This is a genomic window from Streptomyces inusitatus, assembly GCF_014651115.1.
GTDB classification, from domain to species: domain Bacteria; phylum Actinomycetota; class Actinomycetes; order Streptomycetales; family Streptomycetaceae; genus Streptomyces; species Streptomyces amakusaensis.
Map to the genome: position 1 here is coordinate 331805 of NZ_BMWG01000002.1, position 21992 is coordinate 353796.

At 69.6% G+C, this 21992-nt stretch carries 17 protein-coding genes and 1 pseudogene; 12 read left to right on the forward strand and 6 right to left on the reverse strand.

The window, feature by feature from the left end:
• Positions 1 to 369: 369 nt before the first annotated feature.
• From IE247_RS05345 to IE247_RS05365, 5 genes and pseudogenes are all read left to right on the forward strand, one after another.
• Positions 370 to 744: pseudogene (locus IE247_RS05345) on the forward strand (helix-turn-helix domain-containing protein); the annotation flags it as partial.
• Positions 745 to 828: 84 nt separating this feature from the next.
• Positions 829 to 1248, forward strand: coding sequence for a hypothetical protein (locus IE247_RS05350; protein ID WP_190121708.1), 420 nt, complete (start codon positions 829 to 831; stop codon positions 1246 to 1248).
• 60 nt (positions 1249 to 1308) lie between these two features.
• Positions 1309 to 1593 carry a hypothetical protein gene (locus IE247_RS05355; RefSeq protein WP_229868673.1) on the forward strand — a complete coding sequence of 95 codons (285 nt, stop codon included), beginning with the start codon at positions 1309 to 1311 and terminating at the stop codon, positions 1591 to 1593.
• Between the two features lie 70 nt (positions 1594 to 1663).
• Entirely contained in the window at positions 1664 to 2026 is a 363-nt protein-coding gene (locus IE247_RS05360) for a hypothetical protein (RefSeq protein WP_190121709.1), read from the forward strand.
• A gap of 69 nt (positions 2027 to 2095) precedes the next feature.
• Positions 2096 to 2329: a hypothetical protein gene (locus tag IE247_RS05365; RefSeq protein ID WP_190121710.1), complete on the forward strand. Its 234-nt coding sequence runs from the start codon at positions 2096 to 2098 to the stop codon at positions 2327 to 2329.
• Positions 2330 to 2401: 72 nt separating this feature from the next.
• Here the strand turns inward: IE247_RS05365 and IE247_RS34160 are convergent, their stop codons facing one another.
• Positions 2402 to 2929 carry a hypothetical protein gene (locus tag IE247_RS34160; RefSeq protein WP_229868676.1) on the reverse strand — a complete coding sequence of 176 codons (528 nt, stop codon included), beginning with the start codon at positions 2927 to 2929 and terminating at the stop codon, positions 2402 to 2404.
• A 367-nt stretch (positions 2930 to 3296) separates the two neighbouring features.
• Here IE247_RS34160 and IE247_RS05375 point away from each other — a divergent pair, with 367 nt between their 5' ends.
• Positions 3297 to 5432 (forward strand): PIG-L family deacetylase, encoded by a 2136-nt coding sequence (locus IE247_RS05375; protein ID WP_190122091.1) that lies wholly within the window; start codon positions 3297 to 3299, stop codon positions 5430 to 5432.
• 108 nt (positions 5433 to 5540) lie between these two features.
• Here the strand turns inward: IE247_RS05375 and tuf are convergent, their stop codons facing one another.
• The 4 genes from tuf to rpsL form a co-directional block, all read right to left on the reverse strand.
• Positions 5541 to 6734, reverse strand: a complete 1194-nt coding sequence (tuf, locus tag IE247_RS05380) for an elongation factor Tu (protein WP_190121711.1) — start codon at positions 6732 to 6734, stop codon at positions 5541 to 5543.
• A 164-nt stretch (positions 6735 to 6898) separates the two neighbouring features.
• Positions 6899 to 9025, reverse strand: a complete 2127-nt coding sequence (gene fusA / locus IE247_RS05385) for an elongation factor G (RefSeq protein WP_190121712.1) — start codon at positions 9023 to 9025, stop codon at positions 6899 to 6901.
• Between the two features lie 38 nt (positions 9026 to 9063).
• Positions 9064 to 9534 (reverse strand): 30S ribosomal protein S7, encoded by a 471-nt coding sequence (gene rpsG / locus IE247_RS05390; protein ID WP_190121713.1) that lies wholly within the window; start codon positions 9532 to 9534, stop codon positions 9064 to 9066.
• Between the two features lie 2 nt (positions 9535 to 9536).
• Positions 9537 to 9908, reverse strand: coding sequence for a 30S ribosomal protein S12 (gene rpsL, locus IE247_RS05395; protein WP_003948652.1), 372 nt, complete (start codon positions 9906 to 9908; stop codon positions 9537 to 9539).
• Positions 9909 to 10301: 393 nt separating this feature from the next.
• On the opposite strand from rpsL, the gene IE247_RS05400 reads away from it, so the two are divergent.
• The 6 genes from IE247_RS05400 to IE247_RS05425 all read left to right on the forward strand — a co-directional run bounded on the left by IE247_RS05400 (position 10302) and on the right by IE247_RS05425 (position 17866).
• Positions 10302 to 11120, forward strand: a complete 819-nt coding sequence (locus tag IE247_RS05400) for a Crp/Fnr family transcriptional regulator (protein WP_190121714.1) — start codon at positions 10302 to 10304, stop codon at positions 11118 to 11120.
• Positions 11121 to 11320: 200 nt separating this feature from the next.
• Positions 11321 to 12157, forward strand: a complete 837-nt coding sequence (locus IE247_RS05405; RefSeq protein ID WP_190121715.1) for a hypothetical protein — start codon at positions 11321 to 11323, stop codon at positions 12155 to 12157.
• Complete coding sequence (locus tag IE247_RS05410; protein WP_190121716.1) at positions 12154 to 14421, forward strand: hypothetical protein; 2268 nt, start codon at positions 12154 to 12156, stop codon at positions 14419 to 14421. The genes IE247_RS05405 and IE247_RS05410 overlap by 4 nt, the downstream gene beginning before the upstream one ends.
• Before the next feature lie 62 nt (positions 14422 to 14483).
• Positions 14484 to 15941 (forward strand): hypothetical protein, encoded by a 1458-nt coding sequence (locus IE247_RS05415; protein WP_190121717.1) that lies wholly within the window; start codon positions 14484 to 14486, stop codon positions 15939 to 15941.
• Positions 15938 to 16453 carry a Pycsar system effector family protein gene (locus IE247_RS05420; RefSeq protein WP_190121718.1) on the forward strand — a complete coding sequence of 172 codons (516 nt, stop codon included), beginning with the start codon at positions 15938 to 15940 and terminating at the stop codon, positions 16451 to 16453. The genes IE247_RS05415 and IE247_RS05420 overlap by 4 nt, the downstream gene beginning before the upstream one ends.
• A 21-nt stretch (positions 16454 to 16474) precedes the next feature.
• A complete protein-coding gene (locus IE247_RS05425) occupies positions 16475 to 17866 on the forward strand; it encodes a M48 family metalloprotease (protein WP_268247177.1) in 1392 nt (463 codons plus the stop codon).
• 75 nt (positions 17867 to 17941) lie between these two features.
• Here IE247_RS05425 and IE247_RS05430 read toward each other — a convergent pair whose 3' ends face one another.
• The gene (locus IE247_RS05430) at positions 17942 to 21841 is read right to left on the reverse strand and encodes a DNA-directed RNA polymerase subunit beta' (RefSeq protein ID WP_190121719.1); all 3900 of its coding nucleotides are present in this window, start codon (positions 21839 to 21841) and stop codon (positions 17942 to 17944) included.
• Between the last annotated feature and the right edge of the window lie 151 nt (positions 21842 to 21992).

Here is a 21992-nt window from a genome sequence, read left to right on the forward strand (position 1 = left end):
AGGGACGCGGTGAGCCCCCCCCCCCCCGCAGGGATCGCCCGGCCCGGCGGGGGGGCACCCCGCCGGGCCTGCCTGCGTTCCGGTCCACACCCGGCCCACCGACCGAAGCACGGCCGTGCGGGTTCCGGTGGTGCGAGCGGTCTCCTCCAGGAAAGAACCGGGAGGAAAGAACCTCGCCAAACCCCACCTTTACCGCCCCACCGCCCCGGCCTCACCCGCACGGGTGAACATGCTCAACTGAGCTGGTAATGAGCGGGGTTGAGTGCCCTAGGCTCACGGCACAACCCGATCGCAGACATGCGTCGGCCCCCGCCGGGACGGCAATCCCAGTGCGAGGGCCTGACCATCGAGGAAGCAAGGACCTTCCCGTTGGATACCGAGCAGCTTAACGCCCCCGCGCGTCCCCCGTCCGGCGATACCCGCGACACGCGACGCCCACACCACTCGTACGGCGTCACTCACGCCAACTCCCGCCACACCACCCGCTTCACGGTCATCGGCAACCATCTAGCCCAGCACCCGGAGCTGTCCCTGCTGGCGATCGGTCTGGCCGTGCACATCCAGTCCCTGCCAACCGGGGCCCGGGTCGACATCAAGACGCTCGCCGCCCGCTTCACCGAGGGCGCGAGCCGTATATCCGCCGCCCTGCGCGAGCTGGAGGCCTTCGGCTATCTGCGGCGCACCCGCGAGCGGATCCCCGACGGGCGGATCGTCACCCGCACCGTCTCCTGCAACCAGCCGGGACCCCCGCCGTGACCGCGTCGACCGCTGACGAGGTCACACAAAACCCCCTACACCCAGGACAAAGCCACATGACAGGCTGACTCAATGATCAACAACCACCTCTGGCTGGCCGCATTCCCCGAGCCGATCCCCGAAGCCGAAGCCCACATCTACTGGCGCATGAAGGACCTGCCCACCCCGATCCTCGACAGAGCGCTGAAGCACGCCACCCACCTGCACATCGGCTCCTGGCAGGACCTCCACTGGCAGGACGGAGCCGAGCCTGGCCGCTGCCCCGCCCTGCGGATCTCCGCCCGGATGTTCTACCGAGGCACCATCGGCGACTGGAAAGTCCCGATCCTCGACGAGCCACTCCGGGACGAGCTGCTCGCGTTCTACCAGCCCCGGCCGGGGGACCTCCCCGCGGAAGTCGCCGACACGGAGAAGCTGGCCGCGTTCCTCACGGCCCACCTCGGCTGGAGCCTGCTCTGCGAGGAACAGCCTCCGCCAGCTCAGCCCGAGTGACTGGGCCATGACACCCGACGCACCGACGCACAGCGGGTCCGGGACCTTCTCGCACCCCACTTGACGGGTCGGCTCGACGACTCCTCAGCCACGCTTGAAGTCACCGGTCTGGAGATCGCCGAGCGGGGGCGGAGCTTCGACCTGGTGGTCGAACTGCTGGCCCACGGGGAGCGGTGGCGCGTGCGTCTGCCGAGGGACAACTCGGACAGCGCGCTCTTCGACGGCTCCCCTCCACCGCATCTGGTCCGCCACATCGCGAGCTTGACCCGTGCGCAGCTCTTCGACTGGTGGCACACCAAAGGCCACGAGCGGCAGTCGGCCAAACTCGGCGAACGTCTCACCTGAGCCCGCCGATGAACAGCAGATGCCCGAGATGCCTTGACCCACGGCTTCCTTGGGATGGTGGGATGGACGCATGAAGATCTCCAGCGCCGGGGCGACCGAAGTCGCCGTACCGGTAGTCGTCCGCGATCTGACTCCCGCCGAGCGGGCGGCCTATAGCCGTCCCGAGTCCTGGGGTGACGACGAGGCTTGGAGCAGTACCGCCTCGGCCGCGATGACCAGCCTCTGGATCGCGGAGCGGCATCTGGCGCTCCTCTGCGACGAGGCTCTGCACGCCCCCGTGCACGCATACGGCCGGGCACTCAACCAGGCGGTCTGGCGGGAGATCGGCGACATCGAGGTCAACGAGCACCTTGAGGAACACAAGGCCGCCTTTATGGCCGCGGCCCGCGCAAACCTCGCTTCTTCGGGCCTGGTGTCAACCATCGGCTCCTAGTGAGCCCGTTCGAGTTGTCATGTGCCAATGGCATAGCCATGCAGGAGCGAGCTTTCTAGCGTCCCTTTCATGGTCACTTCTTCATACGAGCCCAAGCGGAAACCCGGCACTCACAAAGAGGCCTTCGCCTCGGAACGGGTACGGGTGATCTTGAGGATCCTGGAGAAACGGAGGGTTCCCGTCAGACCGGCGACGAGGGAGCGGATCGTCAGCTGTACGGATCTCGACACGCTGAGCCGGTGGCTGGAGCGGGCGCTGACCGTGGCCGAGGCGGAGGGGCTCTTCGGCGAGGGCGGCGGCTGACAGCCGAGCGTACCGAAGCCCCACGATCCGGGGCGGAGCTGGATCAGGGGCCGCCCACACCCTGAGGTTGGGCTACGCCTCGCCCGGCTCCGACCCGAGGTCCGCCTGCGGGGCCGGGCCCCGGCTGATGGTCAGGGACCAGCGGACGCCGGAGTGGGCGTCGACGGAGACGGTGCCTGCGCGCTCGGACTTACTCGTGACGGTGTGGTTCTGGATGGTGGTCACCTCGCCGTCGACGCAGGTCATGGGGAAGCTCGCACCGACCGGGCGGAGGGTGACCTGAAGGGTTCCCTTGCCCTGGCAGTTCACGGCGACCGCCAGGGAGTCGTCCTTCTTCCCGGGGCCGAAGGCGAGGTCCGCGCCGCCCCGGGTCTCCCCCTGGCGGAGGACGACGGTCCCGTGGTTGTCGTCCAGTACGGGCAGGGCCGCCGTGGCCGCCGAGGGCTTCGAGGGCTCCAAGGACTTCGAGGGCTTCGCCGAGGACGACGGCCTCTCGGCGGCCCGCTCCTCCGACGACCCGGACGAGCACCCCGTAAGTGCCAGCAGCGCGACGGCTGCCGCCAGGGACAAGTACGGCGAACGCGAGTGGTGCACTGACATGGCGGTTCCCCCTGTTTCGACACCTGCGCCCCCACCCGAAGAATCGATTCTCCAGATGAAGAAGAACAAGATCTTCGCAGCGGCCCGCGCGACGCGACAAGAAATCACCCGGGGTGATTTCACCCGGCGACCAGGGCCTCCGTCAGGAGCGGAACACTTCCGCCGACCCAAAAGCAACCCCCCGATAGGATTATCCGTCTAGTTCAGCGCGAACGGGCCTGACCAACCCGTTCGCACCCAAAGCAAGAAGCACAGCAGCAACAAGCACGGCACAGCACAGCACGCAGACGAGAGGGCACAGCCCGGCCGCTGCGGGGGAAGCGGACGGAGCAGCGCACAAGTGAACAACGGACCCGGCGACGCCGCGATGACGGCTGCCCGAATACCGGAGCCCCGGCGCGAAGCCGGACCCCGCCGCCGGAGCGTGATCGCCGCCCTCGCCGCAGCCACCGCGGCTGCTGTCGCGGGCTGTTCGGTGCCCGAGCCCCGGCGACGTCCCGTACCGGCGGCGGACCCCGCGCCGGGGATGCCGATCGCGAGCGCCGGGCGGGCGCAGTTGATGCAGATACTCGCGCACCCGGACGACGATCTGTACTTCATGAACCCGGACACCCAGCGGATGCTGGACTCCGGAGTCCCCCTCGTCAGCGTCTACATCACCGCCGGTGAGCACACCGGCGTGAACCGCGCCCCCGGCGGGCCCGAGGTGGCCGCCGACACCGAGGCGTACACCTCCGCCCGGCACCAGGGGCTGCGGCAGGCGTACGCGTCGCTCATCGGGCTCGACAAATTCACCCCGTGGACCAAGGGGACCGCCTCGCTGCGCGGGGACCGGCGGGCCGAGATCAATACGCTCACCAGCGGAAACCGCCGGGTGGAGCTGATCTTCCTCAATCTGCCCGAGCACACCCGCCGCCACTGGAAGGCGCTGCCGGACCTCTGGCACGACCGCTCGATGAGCGTGCGGACCGTCGTCGCCGAGGGCTCGCCGCTGCGCGAGGACGTGGAATACGACCATGACGCGCTGCTGGGGGTGCTCGTCGGGCTGATGCAGCAGTACCGGCCGACCGTGGTGCAGACCCTGGACCCCGACCCGGACATCCAGCTCAGCGACGAGCGGACCCGGCGCAAGGACAGCGAGCAGCCGGGCTACTCCGACCACGCCGACCACACCACGGCCGCGCTCTTCGCCTGGGCCGCGATGATCGGCTGGGTCGCGGAGGCGACGGAGAACGGCGGGCAGGTGCCCGGTTTTGTGGCGAACGCCTTCCGGGGCTACTACAACCGGCACTGGCCGAAGAATCTGCCGCCCGGGACGCTGCGCGAGAAGGCCGGCCATCTGGTGCCCTACGGCGGCGACCCGGAGTGGCAGTGCGGCAACACGGCCGGCTGCGGCGACTACGGCGTGGGCGGCGACCGGCCGCTGACCAACAAGAAGGGGTGGGTGCGCTCCACCCACCACCGCCACCCCGGGCCCCGGCCCGCCGTCTTCGCCGAGCGGGACGGCCAGAACGGGCGGGACGGGCGGGACGGGCGGCTCGCCGCGTACGGAGTGCTCGGGCTGCGCGCGGTGCGCTGGCGCGAGACGGAGGCGGGAAGCGGCCGTTGGGGCGGGCCGGAGGATCTCGGCGGCGGCCCGCTCGCCCCCGTACTGGGCTCGACGGCCCTCAAGGACGGCCGGCAGCTGCTGTTCGGGCTGCGGATCGCCGCGCTCGGCGGGCGGGGCGCGGCCAATCGGCGGGAGATCGTGCTGCTGGAGCAGCGGTCGGCGGGCGGGGCGTTTCTCGCGTGGACCGGGCTCGGCAATCCGGAGGAGACGGACGACCGGGGGCGGCGGATCGGCGTCCCGGTGGCGGTGACGGCACCGGACGGCCGCGTTCATCTCTTTGTACGGAACGCGGACCGGCAGGTCAGCACGCGGGTACGGGCGGAGAACGGAAGCTGGGGTCCCTGGCGGGCGCTCGGCGGGGAGGCGATCCAGGACGGGCTGTCGGCCGTGGTGGACGCGGACGGCCTGGTGCATGTCTTCGGCGCGGGGCAGGACACCGTACGGCACTGGGCCCAGCCCGCGCCCGGGGCGGATGTGGCCTTCCGGCCGGCCGGGATCGGGCCGCTGCCCGGCGGGCCCGTCGCCGCGCTGCCCGGCCGCAGGGGCGGCGTACAGCTGTACTACCGGGAGCCCGCGACGGCCGGTGTCACCTCCGTACCCCCGGGCGGGCGGCCCGCCGAGGCGGTCGGTCTGCGGGGGTACGGGCCGGTTCACGCCGTGGCCACCCGTCGGGGAGACGCGGTGATGTCGCGGGATTCGCGCGGCCGGCTGCGGCTGCTGAGCGACGGGGGCCGGGTGGTGACGCGGGAGCTGGGGCCGCTCGCGCTGGAGTCCGCCGCGCTGCTGGACAGCCCGCGCGGGGTGACGGCCGTGGGGCTCGGCCCGGACGCCCGGCCGTGGATCTGGCGCCCGGAGGCGGTGGCGGCGGCGGACGACACTGCGGCGGCGCGCTGAGCATCGTAAAAAATCGTATAAAGCGAAGAAGAGAGGCCCCACACCTCGCGGTGTGGGGCCTCTCTCTTGGTGCCCTGTGCGGAGCTACCAGGTCAGAACTTCGCCGAATTAGGCGAGGATCTTGGTGACCTGGCCGGCGCCGACGGTCCGGCCACCCTCACGGATGGCGAACTTCAGGCCCTCTTCCATGGCGACGGGCTGGATGAGGTTCACCGTCATGACGGTGTTGTCACCCGGCATGACCATCTCGGTGCCCTCGGGGAGGGTCACAACGCCGGTCACGTCCGTGGTACGGAAGTAGAACTGCGGGCGGTAGTTGTTGAAGAACGGGGTGTGACGGCCACCCTCGTCCTTCGACAGGATGTAGGCCTGGGCCTCGAACTCGGTGTGCGGCGTGACCGAACCGGGCTTGATGATGACCTGGCCGCGCTCGACGTCCTCGCGCTTGATGCCACGGAGGAGCAGACCGACGTTCTCACCGGCCTGGCCCTCGTCGAGCAGCTTGCGGAACATCTCGATGCCGGTGACCGTGGTGGTGGTCTTCTCGGTCTTGATACCGACGATGTCGACGGTCTCGTTGACCTTGAGGACACCACGCTCGATACGACCGGTGACGACGGTGCCACGACCGGTGATCGTGAAGACGTCCTCGATCGGCATCAGGAACGGCTTGTCGACGTCGCGCTCGGGCTGCGGGATCGACTCGTCGACGGCGGCCATCAGGTTCAGGACCGACTGGCCCCACTCCTTGTCGCCCTCAAGCGCCTTGAGCGCCGAGACCTTGACGACCGGCAGGTCGTCGCCCGGGAACTCGTACTCGGAGAGGAGCTCACGGACCTCAAGCTCGACGAGCTCCAGGATCTCCTCGTCGTCCACCATGTCGGCCTTGTTCAGGGCGACGACGATGTACGGAACGCCGACCTGGCGGGCCAGGAGCACGTGCTCCTTGGTCTGCGGCATCGGGCCGTCGGTGGCCGCGACCACGAGGATGGCGCCGTCCATCTGCGCCGCACCCGTGATCATGTTCTTGATGTAGTCGGCGTGACCCGGGCAGTCGACGTGCGCGTAGTGACGCGACTCCGTCTGGTACTCGACGTGCGCGATCGAGATCGTGATACCGCGCTGGCGCTCCTCGGGAGCCTTGTCGATCTGGTCAAAGGCCGAGGCCTCGTTCAGGTCCGGGTACGCGTCGTGCAGCACCTTGGTAATGGCGGCCGTGAGGGTCGTCTTACCGTGGTCAATGTGACCGATGGTGCCGATGTTGACGTGCGGCTTAGTCCGCTCGAACTTCGCCTTCGCCACTGGGTCCTCCTGTGGAGTGGTTCTGTACGCCTTGCTTCATCGGCGCCAGGTGATCTTTGCTGGATTGCCGGAGCCCGGGGACATTCCAACCGTCTACGCAGGTATTCGGTCGGAATGTCCGCGGCAGGCTCCGGTGACAAGCCTAAAGCGTGTACTCGGGTGAGTTACTCGCCCTTGGCCTTCGCGATGATCTCCTCGGCGACGTTCCGCGGAACCTCGGCGTAGGAGTCGAACTGCATCGAGTAGCTTGCGCGACCCGAGGTCTTGCTGCGGAGGTCTCCGACGTAGCCGAACATCTCCGAGAGCGGCACCAGGCCCTTGACGACCTTGGCGCCGGCACGGTCCTCCATGGCCTGGATCTGGCCACGGCGGGAGTTGATGTCGCCGATGACATCGCCCATGTAGTCCTCGGGCGTGGTCACCTCGACCGACATCATCGGCTCAAGCAGCACGGGGCTGGCCTTGCGCGCGGCCTCCTTGAACGCCTGCGAACCGGCGATCTTGAAGGCGAGCTCGGAGGAGTCGACCTCGTGGTAGCCACCGTCGAGGAGCGTCAGACGGACGCCCGTCATCTCGTAGCCGGCGAGGATGCCGAACTGCATGGCCTCCTGCGCACCCGCGTCCACCGAAGGGATGTACTCCTTGGGGATGCGGCCACCGGTGACCTTGTTCACGAACTCGTAGCTCGCGTCGCCGCCCTCGATGGGCTCGATCGCGATCTGCACCTTCGCGAACTGACCGGTACCACCGGTCTGCTTCTTGTGCGTGTAGTCGACGCGCTCGACGGCCTTGCGGATCGTCTCGCGGTAGGCGACCTGCGGCTTGCCGACGTTGGCCTCGACGCGGAACTCGCGGCGCATCCGGTCGACCAGCACCTCAAGGTGAAGCTCGCCCATACCACCGATGATGGTCTGGCCGGTCTCCTCGTTGGTGTGCACCTGGAAGGAGGGGTCCTCCTCCGCGAGACGCTGGATGGCTACACCCAGCTTCTCCTGGTCACCCTTGGACTTGGGCTCGATGGCGACCTGAATGACCGGCGCCGGGAAGTCCATGGACTCCAGGATGACCGGGTTCTTCTCGTCGCTCAGCGTCTCACCGGTGGTGGTCTGCTTGAGGCCCATGACGGCGACGATGTCGCCCGCGCCCACCGACTCGATCTCCTCACGCTTGTTCGCGTGCATACGGTAGATCTTGCCGATGCGCTCCTTGCGGCCCTTCACGGAGTTCAGTACCGCGGTGCCCGAGTTCAGGCGACCGGAGTAGATCCGGATGAAGGTCAGCTTGCCCAGGTGCGGGTCGCTCGCGATCTTGAACGCGAGGGCCGACAGGGGCTCGTCGTCCGACGGCTTGCGCTTGACGACCAGCTCCGGGTCCTTGACGTCGTGGCCCTCGATGGCCTCGACGTCCAGGGGGGAGGGCAGGTAGCGCACGACCGCGTCGAGCAGGGGCTGAACGCCCTTGTTCTTGAACGCGGTACCGCAGAAGACGGGGGTGATCGTGACGCCCTCGGACTTGCCGGAGGCGATGGTGATACGACGGATCGCGGCGTAAAGCTGCTCCTCGGTGGGCTCAGTGCCCTCCAGGTACAGCTCCATCAGCTCTTCGTCGTTCTCGGCGACCGTCTCCAGAAGCTTGCCGCGGTACTCCTCGGCAGCCTCGGTGTGGGTGGCCGGGATGTCGACGACGTCGTACATCTCGCCCTTGGACGCCTCGGCGGACCAGACGAAGGCCTTCATGGTGACGAGGTCGACGACACCCTTGAAGTCCATCTCGGCACCGATGGGCAGCTGCATCACGATCGGGACCGCGCCGAGGCGGCCGCTGATCATGTCGACGCAACGGTGGAACTCGGCGCCGGTGCGGTCGAGCTTGTTGACGAAGCAGATACGCGGAACGCCGTAGCGGTCCGCCTGACGCCAGACGGTCTCGGACTGCGGCTCAACGCCGGCGACGCCGTCGAACACGGTGACAGCGCCGTCGAGGACACGGAGCGAACGCTCCACCTCGACGGTGAAGTCGACGTGACCCGGAGTGTCGATGATGTTGATCGTGTGATCGACATCTTCGAGCGGCCAGTGACAGGTCGTCGCGGCCGACGTGATCGTGATGCCGCGCTCCTGCTCCTGCTCCATCCAGTCCATCGTGGCAGCGCCGTCGTGGACCTCACCGATCTTGTAGCTCACACCGGTGTAGAACAGGATGCGCTCGGTGGTCGTCGTCTTGCCCGCGTCGATGTGGGCCATGATCCCAATGTTGCGGACCTTGGCCAGGTCAAGCGAAGTGGTGGCCATATGGCTCAGTCTTCTCTCGGTCTCGATGTGGGTAGGGACTACCAGCGGTAGTGCGCGAAGGCCTTGTTGGACTCGGCCATCTTGTGCGTGTCCTCACGCTTCTTGACCGAAGCGCCGAGGCCGTTCGAGGCGTCGAGCAGTTCGTTCATGAGGCGCTCGGTCATGGTCTTCTCACGACGGGCGCGGGAGTAACCCACGATCCAGCGCAGCGAGAGCGTGGCGGCACGACCGGGCTTGACCTCGATCGGCACCTGGTAGGTGGCGCCACCGACACGGCGGGACTTGACCTCAAGAGAGGGCTTGACGTTCTCCAGCGCGCGCTTCAGCGTGATGACCGGGTCTGCGCCGGTCTTCTCGCGGAGGCCTTCCATGGCGCCGTAGACGATCCGCTCGGCGGTGGAACGCTTGCCGTCAAGCAGAAGCTTGTTGATCAGCGAGGTGACAAGAGGAGAGCTGTAGACCGGGTCGATGATGACCGGGCGCTTCGGGGCGGGGCCCTTACGAGGCATTCTTACTTCTCCTTCTTGGCGCCGTAGCGGCTACGGGCCTGCTTGCGGTTCTTGACGCCCTGGGTGTCAAGGGAGCCGCGGATGATCTTGTAACGAACACCCGGCAGGTCCTTCACACGGCCACCACGCACGAGCACGATCGAGTGCTCCTGCAGGTTGTGTCCCTCACCCGGGATGTAGGCCGTGACCTCGATGCCAGAGGTCAGACGCACACGCGCGACCTTGCGCAGGGCCGAGTTCGGCTTCTTCGGGGTGGTCGTGAACACACGCGTGCAGACGCCGCGGCGCTGGGGCGAACCCTCAAGCGCGGGCGTCTTGTTCTTCTCGACCTTGTCCTGCCGGCCCTTCCGGACCAGCTGCTGGATCGTAGGCACTACTTCTCCGGTTTCTGTGTGCCGTTCGTGAAACTAACCTGGAACGTCGCCGACCCACGCGGTCGGGTGTGTCGAAACTGCGAGACCCTCGCCCTGAAGCGAGAAAAGGCGCAGAATACGGTGGCCGATGATCGGGCTCGCCCTGCGGTTGAGGACACGCACGGGAGCCCAGGCACACCCCAGGCACAAGGTCAGAGCGTACCTACCGCATGGGCTGCGGTCAAAACAAATGGAGTCCACCGCGACGCGCCGGACGTTCCGCCCTCATTCGCCCATGAGGACGCCCGGTTCTGCGGAGAAACCGTTTTCCATGGCCGGATACCGCCGTTCCGGGTCCATTGGACGCCCCCCTTCAGTACCTTTTCGGACGCCGCACGACGATCGGGGGACTGGATGACGGCAGCGTACTCACTCAGTGACGGTGGCCTGGACGACCGGGTTCCGTTTCTTGCCAGGCTGGAGGGCGAGGACCGCTCCGCCCTGCTCGCGCTCGGCCGCGAGATGACCTTCGCGCCCAGGGCGGTGATTCTCCGCCAGCACGAGCCCTCCTCGCACGTACTGATCATCGTGCGCGGCTGGACCAAGGTCACCGCCTCGGCTCCCAACGGCTACGAGGCGCTCCTCGCGCTGCGCGGCCCCGGCGACATCGTCGGAGAGGCCTCGGCGCTGACCGGGCGGTCACGCTCGGCGACGGTGACCGCCCTGGAGGCGGTGGGGACAGTGGCGGTGGAGCGCGAGCGCTTCACGGAGTTCCTCAGCGGCTCCCCCGCCGTCTGTTTCGCCCTGCTGGGGCTCACGTCCGACCGTACGAGGGCGGCGGACCGGCGGCGGCTGGAGTTCGCGTCGATGAGCGTACGGGAGCGGCTGGCCGCGCTGCTGCTCGAACTGGCGCGGACCCACGGCAGGCGCACCGAGGAGGGCATCGAGCTGTCCGTGGGGCTCAGCAAGCAGGAGCTGGCCGGCTCGGTCGGGGCGTCGCGGGAGATGGTGCAGCGGCTGCTCAAGGAGTTGCGGGACCGGGAGGCGGTGTCGACCGGGCGGCGGGCGCTGGTGATCATGCGCCCGGACGTACTGCGCCGGATCGCCCGCTCGGAACGGCCGGGGGAGGCGGGGCCGCTGCCCGCTCAGCAGGGGATGTCCGCCCAGCAGGGGGCGCCACAGCGGGACGCGCTGCCCGATCCGCCCGGGCAGATCGGGCAGATCGGGGCCTGACAGCCGCGTTCCCGAGGGTCTGCCGTCCCGGGTGCTCCGGCGCCCGGGACGGCGGCCGTGTACGGCCACATACGGCCATTCCACGGCTCGGGGCGGCTCTGTGCACACGGTCACACTTCGAGTGCGTCATCCGTCCTCACGCTCTGTGCCCCTCCGGCGGGAAGCTTCTCGTGCGAGCCCACCCCCACCGGAAGGCGGCCATGTCCGATCCCGTGAACCGCATGATCCTGCTGCTGGACATCGAGAAGTACAGCGACCGGGACGACGTCGAGCAGGCCTATCTGCGCCGGATGCTCTACGACATCGCCGATCAGGTCCTGGAGTCCGCGGGCATCGACGAGACCAGCCGGCTGCGGGCCGACCGGGGTGACTCCGTCATGGAGCTGATCGACGCCAACGCCTCCCCCGTCGCTCTGCTGAGGGCCGTGCTCGGCGAGATCCCCGTACAGCTGCGGATGATCAACCGGATGGCGTCCAAGTCCGCCCAGATCCGGCTGCGCGCGGTGGTGGCCAGCGGCTATGTCGCCGTGGACGGCTTCAACGGCTGGGTCGGCTCCGACCTCAATCACGCCTGCCGGCTGCTCGACGCCCAGCTACTGCGGGACGCGCTGCGCGAGCGGGCCGAGGACTTCGCCCTGTGCGTCTCGGAGGGCGTGCACAGCGGGATCGTGCGCCACGACCACCCGGGCATCCCCCGGGAGCAGTTCCACGCCATCACCGTCGACAGCAAGAACGGCCCGCTGAAGGCATGGCTGCACGGACGGCTGCCGGTCGGCGCACCCGTTCAGCAGCAGGCCCAGGAGCACCAGCAGGCCCAGGACCACCGCGAAGAGGAAGAGACTCCGGCACCGGGCGGCGTGGGGGAGCGCCCGGTGCCGGACATCCACCCGGCTCCCGTCGGCGGCGTCACCATCACCTTCCAGGGCGGCTCGCCCTCCTTCGGCGGCAGCCTCGTCGGCGGCGACCAGCACGGCGTCTCCGGCGGACAGGTCACCGGGGACGTACACCTCGGCGGCAAACCGGAGACCCGGCGATGAGCGCCACCGACACCGAGGCCCCCGGCGTCAGGCCGCCGCCCGGCCCGGCGGGGCCGGGCGCGGGCCCGTCCGACGGCTCCAAGCCCGCGTCCGACGAGGGCAGGGAAGCGGGCGCGGCGGGCGAGCAGGAGGGCGGTGAGGAGGCCGACCGGCCCGATCAGCCGCAGGACGCCTGGTCTGCGCTGCGGGACCTCAAGGGCCACAGCCCGAGGAATATGCGGGTGGGCGGCTCGGGCCGGTTCGGCGGCAGCCTCGTCGGCGGGGACCAGCACGGCGTCTCCGGCGGACAGGTCACCGGCGATGTCTTCATGGGCGGCAAGACCGAGATCCACTACCGGATCGGGGGCCTGGCCTCGGCCCAGGCCTCGGGCATCGTGCCCCGCTCCACGCTGGACCGGCTGGACGGCTTCTTCACCGCCGACGACGAGCACTTCGCCCAGCTGCTGGAGCGGCTCCGCGACGAACGCGTCCTGGTGCTCACCGGACCCGACTTCTCCGGCCGGCGCACCGCCGCCCTGATGCTGCTGCACCGCCTCGGCGTCGCCTCCGTCCGCGCGCTGGCCCGGGACACCGCACCCGCCGATCTCGCCCGCCTCGGCAGTTCGGGCGCCGGCGAGGAGACGGACGGCGGCGGGCCGGAGCAGCGGGCCGGCGGACACCTCCTCTGCGACCTGGTCACCCGCCGCGACCGGCCGCTTCGGGAGACCCATCTGCTGGCCGCCCGCGACCGGCTCACCGAGGAGAACGCCCATCTGGTGATCACCGTGGGGCCCACCGCCGCCCTGGACGGCGTCACCGCCGTCGAATGGCGTCCGCCCCCGGCCGCCCAGCTGCTCGCCGCGCATCTGCGGGCGCTCACCGACGACGACACCACCGGCCGGATGCTGGCGCTCCCGGCCACCACCGCCTTCCTCGACCGCAGCCACCAGCCGCGCGAGGTCGCGGCCTTCGCCGAGGTGCTCGCCCGGCACGCCCGGGGCGAGGCCGAGGCCGAGGAGGTGGCGGGCTTCTCGGGGACGGTCCTCAAGGCCCAGATCCAGGAGTGGTTCGAGGAGGACGAGACCGCGATCCCCCTCCGCGACAAGGCGTTCCTGGTCGCCCTCGCCGCCTTCGACGGCGGGCCGTACTCACTGACCGCCGAGCTGAGCGATCTGCTGTACGCCTCACTCCTGAAGACCGAGAACCCGTCCGCGCCACCCGCCGTGCCCGTCTTCGGCACCCATGTCGGCAAACGGCTCCAACTGGCGCGCGCCGAGCGGTACGAGGAGGACGAGCACACCGAGTGGGGCCCGGTCAGCCAGTCCAAGGCCGCCTTCCACGACGAGCGGGCCGCGCTGATCCTGCTGAGCGAGCTGTGGACGGGACACCCCTCGGCCCGGCCCGCCCTGGTCAACTGGCTGCGTCAACTCGCCGACGACGGCCGCCCGCTGGTGCGCACCCGGGCCGCCTCCACCGTGGCGATCCTCGCCCGCACCGATCTGCCCTCCGCCATGGCGCTGATCATCGAGCCGTGGGCGCTCTCCGAGCTCTACCGGGAGAAGCTGGTCGCCGCGAACGCGCTGGCCTTCGCCCACACCCTGGGCACGCCCAATGTCCCGCGCATCCTCGACCAGTGGTGCCACGCCAGGGATCTCGGCCTGTGCTGGGTCGCGGTCAGGACCTACGCCCTGATCGGGCCGGAGCGCCCCGCGCAGACCCTGGCCGCCCTGCGCGGCGCGGCCCGCGGTTTCTACGCCAATGTGGCGGAGGGCAAGGACCCCGATCCGCTGATGGCGAGCGAGCTGGGCGAATCGATCGCGCTCCTGCTGCTGTCCGAGGCCGACGAGGAGGTCCTCTCCGAGCTGCGGCGGACCATCGACGACGATCCGGCCGTGCGCGATCTCGCCCTCGGCGGCTTCCTCAGCGGCTGCCGCCACACCGAGGACGCCGAGCGGTACGGAATGCCCATGCTCCTCGCCCGGTACGCGCGGGCCGCCGCCGAGGGCTCCCCGGTCGCCGCCGACATCGCCGCGCTCTGGCGGGCCTCCCTCGGCGACCGGCACTACACCCGCACCGCGCTGGAGCGGATGCGCGACTGGGTGCTCACCGCCCAGCGCTCCGAGGCCGCCGAATGGGCGCTGGCGGCGCTGCTGCCCGCGCTGGTCACCGAGGCGTCGGAGGCGCAGCGCCTGGCCCATCTGCTGCGGACCATGCCCAGCGAGGACGGCACGGACCCGCCGCCCGTCGCAGCCCGACTGCTCACGGTCCTGCCAAGACTCCGCTGACCTACGCACGTCTGTCTGTCCGCCGAACCCATCGGCACCCGTTCCCCGAGGAGAGACCCGAAATGGCCGACTTCCACCGCCCGCCCGAGTGGCGGCAAGCGGCAGACCGGCACACCCCGCTGATAGACCCGGTGCTCACCGTGCGGCAGCTGTCGCGCTTCGAGTTCTCCCGCAAGGGGCTGACGCGCATCGACCACGCGCTGGTCTTCACCAGCCCGAAGGGCGCTTACGACGCCTTCCTGCCGCCCCTGCGGCCCTCCCGCTCGGAGGTCGCGGCCAAGCGGTACACCTCGGTGTACGAGGTGGACATGGGTGTGCACCCCTTCCGTACCGCGCTGGCGCTGCCCAGCGACAATGACGCCTTCGAGTTCGAAGCCGCGGTCGATCTCTCCTGGCAGGTGGCCAATCCGGGGCAGTTCGTCAGGAGCGGCCACCGCGATGTACCGGCCCTGCTGGTGGGTGAACTCCAGCTCGCCGCCCGGCCGGTGACCCGGGGTTTTCCCATCGCGCAGAGCGCCCGGGCGGAGGAGGCGATGCTGCGGGCGATCGCCGCCATGGGGCCGCTGGGCTCCTCGGCCGGGCTCCGGGTGAACTGCACGGTGCGGCTGCGCCGGGACCAGGAGAACATCGAGCATCAGCTGCGGCTCCAGGCCATCGACCACTCGTCGACCGAGGAGATCCGGGCGGCGGAGCGGGGCATGGAGTCGGACGTCTCGCTCGACCAGCGGGCCCGTCGGCAGGATCAGCTCCAGCTCGGCCGGGCGGCGGAGTACGGCAGGACGGAACAGGAGCTGGCGCTTCAGCAGCAGCGGTGGGCGCATGAGCGGGCCGTGCTCCGGAGCCATCAGGAGATCGAACTCCAGAAGCTCGAAGCCAAGAAGATCGACTTCTATCAGTGGCATCTCCAGCAGGGCGGAGTGCACCAGTGGGCGCTGCATCTGGCCCAGCACCCGGAGGACTCGCTGCTGGTGATGAACAACATGCGGGACGACCAGCTGCGGCTGATCCAGTCCCAGATGGAGCTGGTGAAGCAGCTGCTGGCCGGGGACACCGCGGAGAGCTATGAGCTGGAGGGGCCCAAGAAGCTGGCGCTGCGGACCATGAGCGACATCCTCAACCAGCGGCTCCCGGGGGTCGGTCAGAACCCGCCGGTGCTTCCGGAAGGGGATCCCTCGGCCACGGCCACAGCCACCGTCACACAGCAGCCCCAGCTGGAGCAGGGCCCGGAGCCGGCGATCTCCACGGCCTCGGTCTCGGAGCCCGCGCCCCCGCCGCCGGTCCCCCCGGCGGTCCCGCCCAGGCCCTCGTACGCCCCCGGCGATGTGCTGCCGCCCGCCCGCGCCGAGGCGGCGGCGGACACCCCGGCCACGATCCCCGGCTGGCAGCCGCCGCCGGGCTACGGCAGCTCCCCGGCACCCGCCCCTGCCCCCGCACCCGCACCCGCGCCCGCACCCGCACCCGCACCCGCGCCGCCTTCGGGCGAGGACGACGGCCCGGAGCAGGAGGAGACACCCTCATGACCACCGCGCCCCCGCTCCCCGGGCCCGACCCGACCTCGGCGGAACGCCTGCTCAACGAGTTGCGCACCGAGATCGCCCGGGCCGACAGCAAGGCATCGGTCCTGGTGGCGGCGCTCGGCATGACGGCGGGTGTGTTCAGCGGACTGCTCGCCGGGCGGGACTGGACACCCCGGGAGCTGTCCACCCCGGCGTCCGCCGTCTGGTGGGCAGGGGCGATCTCCTTCGCCCTCGCCCTGACCGCGCTGCTGCTCGCGGTGCTCCCCCGCTACGGCAAGGAACGCTGGACACCCGGACAGCCGCTCACCTACTTCGGCGATGTGCGGCAGGCCGCCAGAACCGGAGAGCTGGCCGCCGCGCTCGACGCACAGGACCTGCACCCCGCCGCAGGACTCACGGCGGCGCTCACCGAGACCAGCCGTATCGCGGCGCGCAAGCACCAGTGGATACGCACCGGACTGATCGCCTTCAGCGTCGGCACCGTGCTGCTCCCGGCCTCCCTGCTCATCGGCTGACGTACCCGCGAAGGACACACGATGACCCATCCACCGGCCGCCCGACCGCCGAGCGAGCCCACCCCCGCCCATCCGGCGGGCCCGGAACCGGCCTACCCGCGGGATGTCGCGGCCACCGCCCCGGAACCGGCCTACCCGACGCGAAGCCCCGAGCCCGAGCCCGAGCCCTCCTACCCGGCGCGGACTCCCGAGCCCGCCTACCCGACCATGGCCCCGGAGCAGCCGACGGCCGCGCCGCAGGCCCCGGAGTACCCCGCCAGGAGCCCCGAGCCGCAGACGGACCCGGAACCCTCGTACCCCGCCCAGAGCCCGGAACCGGCCTACCCGACCGCACCCCCTGAGCCGGTCTGTCCCACCGCGCCCCCGGACGAGCCCGCCGCCCCGCAGGACCCGCCCCCAGCACCCGCACCCGCACCGACGGCGGCGGCGGCCCCGCAGCGGTCGGAGGAGCCCGTCGAGCACCCGCACCACATCCCCATGGAGCAGCGGCGGGTCCATCTCTCCGCGCACCAGCGCGGCGCGGACGCCACCGCCGTGGGGAGTCTGCTGCTGCATCTGCCCAACTTCATCGGCAGCCTCTTCGTCATCGCGCTGCTCTCGCTCTTCTTCCGCGACTTCGGGTTCATCTTCGTGCTGGCCTGGCTGCTCAGCGGGGCGCTGATCTTCCACCGGCCCACCGAGAGCGCCATCGCCCGGCGGCTGCTGGGGCTGCGCCACCCGACTCTCCAGGAGAGCGCCCGGCTGGAGCCCGTCTGGCGGGAGGTCACCGCGCGCGCGGGCGTCGCGGGACACAACTACGAGCTGTGGGTGGAGGACAGCGACGATCTGAACGCCGTGGCGGCCGCAGGCCATATCGTCGGCGTCACCCGATTCGCCCTGGGGCAGCTTCCCAACGGCGAGCTGGCCGCCGTCCTCGCCCATGAGCTGGGCCACCATGTCGGCGGCCACTCCTGGTCCTCGCTGCTCGGCTACTGGTACGCGCTGCCGGGCCGGATCGCCTGGCGGGTGATGCGGGCCGTGGGGCGGGGCGTCTACAAGGTGTCCCGGGTCTTCTCCTGCCTCGGGGTCGGCCTGCTCGTGCTGGTCTTCGGGGCCTTCGCCATCGCCACGATCAGCACGCTGTACGGGCTGCCGCTGCTCATCCTCGCGGTGCCCTACGCCCTCGCCGCGGTGAGCAGGCGCGCCGAGCTGCGGGCCGACCAGCACGCGGCGGCGCTCGGCTTCGCGCCGATGCTGGCGTCCGTGCTGGACCGGCTGCACCAGGCCGATCAGCAGCGGGCGCAGGTGGCCATGGCGTACAACGGCGGGGTGCCGCTCCAGGAGCCCAGCGCGCTCAGCAAGCTGCTCTCCTCGCACCCGGACCTCCACACCCGGCTGCACCGGCTCCGGCCCTACCTTGAGTCCTCGCGCTGAGCGGCCCGGCCGCTCCCGCCGGGCACGCCGAAGGGCGGCCACCCCTGTCGGGGTGACCGCCCTTCGGAACCACTCTTACTGGTTGTACGGACCGTAGTCGTAGTCCTCCAGCGGGACGGCCTGGCCGGAGCCGGTGCCGAACGGCGAGTAGTCGATGTCGTCGTAGCCGACGGCCGAGTACATCGCGGCCTTGGCCTCCTCGGTGGGCTCCACCCGGATGTTGCGGTAGCGGGCGAGGCCCGTACCGGCCGGGATGAGCTTACCGATGATGACGTTCTCCTTGAGGCCGATCAGGGAGTCCGACTTGGCGTTGATCGCCGCGTCGGTCAGAACCCTGGTGGTCTCCTGGAAGGACGCCGCCGACAGCCACGACTCGGTCGCGAGCGAGGCCTTGGTGATACCCATCAGCTGCGGACGGCCGGAGGCGGGGTGACCGCCCTCGGTGACCACACGACGGTTCTCGGTCTCGAACTTCGACCGCTCGACCAGCTCGCCCGGCAGCAGCTCCGCGTCGCCGGACTCGATGATCGTCACACGGCGCAGCATCTGCCGGATGATGATCTCGATGTGCTTGTCGTGGATCGACACACCCTGCGAGTTGTACACCCGCTGGACTTCGCCGACCAGGTGGACCTGGACCGCACGCTGGCCGAGGATGCGCAGCACGTCGTGCGGGTTGGTCGCACCGTAGGTGAGCTTCTGGCCCACCTCCACGTGGTCGCCCTCGTGGACCATGACCTTGGCGCGCTTGGAGATCGGGAACGCCGTCTCCTCGCTGCCGTCGTCGGGGGTGACGACGATCTTCTTGGTCTTCTCGGTCTCCTCGATACGGATGCGGCCGGCCGCCTCCGAGATCGGGGCGACACCCTTGGGCGTACGGGCCTCGAAGAGCTCGACGACACGCGGCAGACCCTGGGTGATGTCGTCACCGGCCACACCACCGGTGTGGAAGGTACGCATCGTCAGCTGGGTGCCGGGCTCACCGATGGACTGGGCGGCGATGATGCCGACCGCCTCACCGATGTCGACCAGCTTGCCGGTGGCCAGCGAGCGGCCGTAGCAGTAGGCACAGGTGCCGACCGCGGACTCACAGGTCAGGACCGAGCGGGTCTTGACCTCTTCGACGCCGGCGGCGACGAGCGCGTCGATGAGGACGTCACCGAGGTCGACGTTGGCAGGCGCGATGACCTTGCCGTCGACCACGACGTCTTCGGCGAGCATCCGTGCGTACACGGAGGTCTCGACGTCGTCCGTCTTGCGCAGAACGCCCTCGGCGCTCTTCTCGGCGATCCGCAGCTTGAGGCCGCGGTCGGTGCCGCAGTCCTCTTCGCGGATGATGACGTCCTGCGAGACGTCCACCAGACGACGGGTGAGGTAACCCGAGTCGGCGGTACGCAGGGCGGTGTCCGCCAGACCCTTACGGGCACCGTGGGTGGAGATGAAGTACTCCAGCACGGACAGACCCTCGCGGAACGACGCCTTGATGGGACGGGGGATCGTCTCGTTCTTGGCGTTGGACACCAGACCACGCATACCGGCGATCTGACGCATCTGCATCATGTTTCCACGAGCACCCGAGTCCACCATCATGAAGATGGGGTTGGTCTTCGGGAAGTTCGCGTTCATCGCCTCGGCAACCTCGTTGGTCGCGCGGGTCCAGTTCTCGATCAGCTCGTTCGTGCGCTCCTGCTTGGTGATCAGGCCGCGCTCGTACTGCTTCTGGATCTTCTCGTCCTTGGCCTCGTACGAGGCGACGATCGCCTTCTTCGCCTCCGGGACGACGATGTCCGAGACGGCGACGGTGACGCCGGAACGAGTGGCCCAGTGGAAGCCCGCCGCCTTCAGGTTGTCGAGCGTCGCCGCCACGATGACCTTGGGGTAGCGCTCCGCGAGGTCGTTGACGATCTCGGAGAGCTGCTTCTTGCCGACCGAGTAGTCGACGAAGGGGTAGTCCTCGGGCAGCAGCTCGTTGAAGAGCGCGCGGCCCAGGGTGGTGCGCAGCCGGAAGCTGTCACCCTGCTGCCACTCCGGCTCGCCCTCTTCGCGGACCGGCGGGGTCCAGCCGCGCGGCGGGATGGTGCCCACCGGGAAGCGGATGTCGACCTTGGCCTGGAGGGAGAGCTCACGGGCGTCGAACGCCATGATCGCCTCGGCGGTGGAGCCGAAGGACCGGCCCTCGCCCTTGACCTCGCGCTCCTCTTCGTCCGTGGTGAGGAAGAAGAGGCCGAGCACCATGTCCTGGGTGGGCATGGTGACGGGACGGCCGTCGGCCGGCTTGAGGATGTTGTTCGAGGACAGCATCAGGATGCGGGCCTCGGCCTGCGCCTCCGCGGAGAGCGGCAGGTGGACGGCCATCTGGTCACCGTCGAAGTCCGCGTTGAACGCGGTGCAGACGAGCGGGTGGATCTGGATGGCCTTGCCCTCGACCAGCTGGGGCTCGAAGGCCTGGATGCCGAGTCGGTGCAGGGTGGGCGCACGGTTCAGCAGAACCGGGTGCTCGGCGATGACCTCTTCGAGGACGTCGTAGACGACCGTGCGGCCGCGCTCGACCATCCGCTTGGCGCTCTTGATGTTCTGCGCGTGGTTCAGGTCGACCAGGCGCTTCATCACGAACGGCTTGAAGAGCTCCAGCGCCATGGCCTTGGGCAGACCGCACTGGTGCAGCTTCAGCTGGGGGCCGACGACGATGACGGAACGGGCCGAGTAGTCGACTCGCTTGCCGAGGAGGTTCTGACGGAAACGGCCCTGCTTGCCCTTGAGCATGTCGCTCAGGGACTTCAGCGGACGGTTGCCGGGGCCCGTGACGGGGCGGCCGCGGCGGCCGTTGTCGAACAGCGCGTCGACGGCCTCCTGGAGCATCCGCTTCTCGTTGTTCACGATGATCTCGGGGGCGCCGAGGTCAAGGAGACGCTTGAGGCGGTTGTTCCGGTTGATCACGCGGCGGTACAGGTCGTTCAGGTCGGAGGTCGCGAAGCGGCCACCGTCCAGCTGCACCATCGGACGCAGGTCCGGCGGGATGACCGGGACGCAGTCCAGCACCATGCCCTTGGGGCTGTTGCTGGTCTGGAGGAACGCGGAGACGACCTTGAGACGCTTGAGCGCGCGGGTCTTCTTCTGGCCCTTGCCGGTGCGGATGATCTCGCGGAGGCGCTCGGCCTCCTCGTCGAGGTCGAAGGACTCCAGACGCTTCTGGAGCGCCGCGGCGCCCATCGAACCGTCGAAGTAGGTGCCGAAGCGGTCGCGCAGCTCGCGGTAGAGCAGCTCGTCGCCCTCAAGGTCCTGGACCTTGAGGTTCTTGAAGCGGTTCCACACCTCGTCGAGACGGTCGATCTCGCGCTGGGCGCGGTCGCGCAGCTGCTTCATCTCGCGCTCGGCGCCTTCGCGCACCTTGCGGCGCACATCGGCCTTGGCGCCCTCGGCCTCAAGCTCGGCCAGGTCGGTCTCAAGCTTCTTGGCGCGGGCCTCAAGGTCGGCGTCGCGGCGGTTCTCGACCTGCTGGCGCTCGACGGAGACATGCGCCTCCAGCGAGGGCAGGTCGCGGGTGCGGCGCTCCTCGTCGACGAACGTGATCATGTACGCGGCGAAGTAGATGACCTTCTCAAGGTCCTTCGGCGCGAGGTCCAGCAGGTATCCGAGGCGCGACGGAACGCCCTTGAAGTACCAGATGTGGGTGACGGGCGCGGCCAGCTCAATGTGGCCCATCCGCTCACGGCGCACCTTGGCGCGGGTGACTTCGACGCCACAGCGCTCACAGATGATGCCCTTGAAGCGGACACGCTTGTACTTACCGCAGTAGCACTCCCAGTCCCGGGTGGGGCCGAAGATCTTCTCGCAGAAGAGTCCGTCCTTCTCGGGCTTGAGCGTGCGGTAGTTGATCGTCTCGGGCTTCTTGACCTCGCCGTGGGACCACTGGCGAATGTCGTCAGCGGTGGCCAGGCCGATCCGAAGCTCGTCGAAGAAGTTGACGTCGAGCACTATGCGTCAATCCCTCTCAGGGTTGTGTCTCAAGGTGGTCTGTACGGGGTCCGGGGCAGCGGGGGGGGGGGCCCCCCCGGGGGGCCCCGCCGGGCCCCCCGGCCCCCCCCGCCCCGCGCGCGGCCCGCGCGGGCGGGGGGGGGGGGGGGGC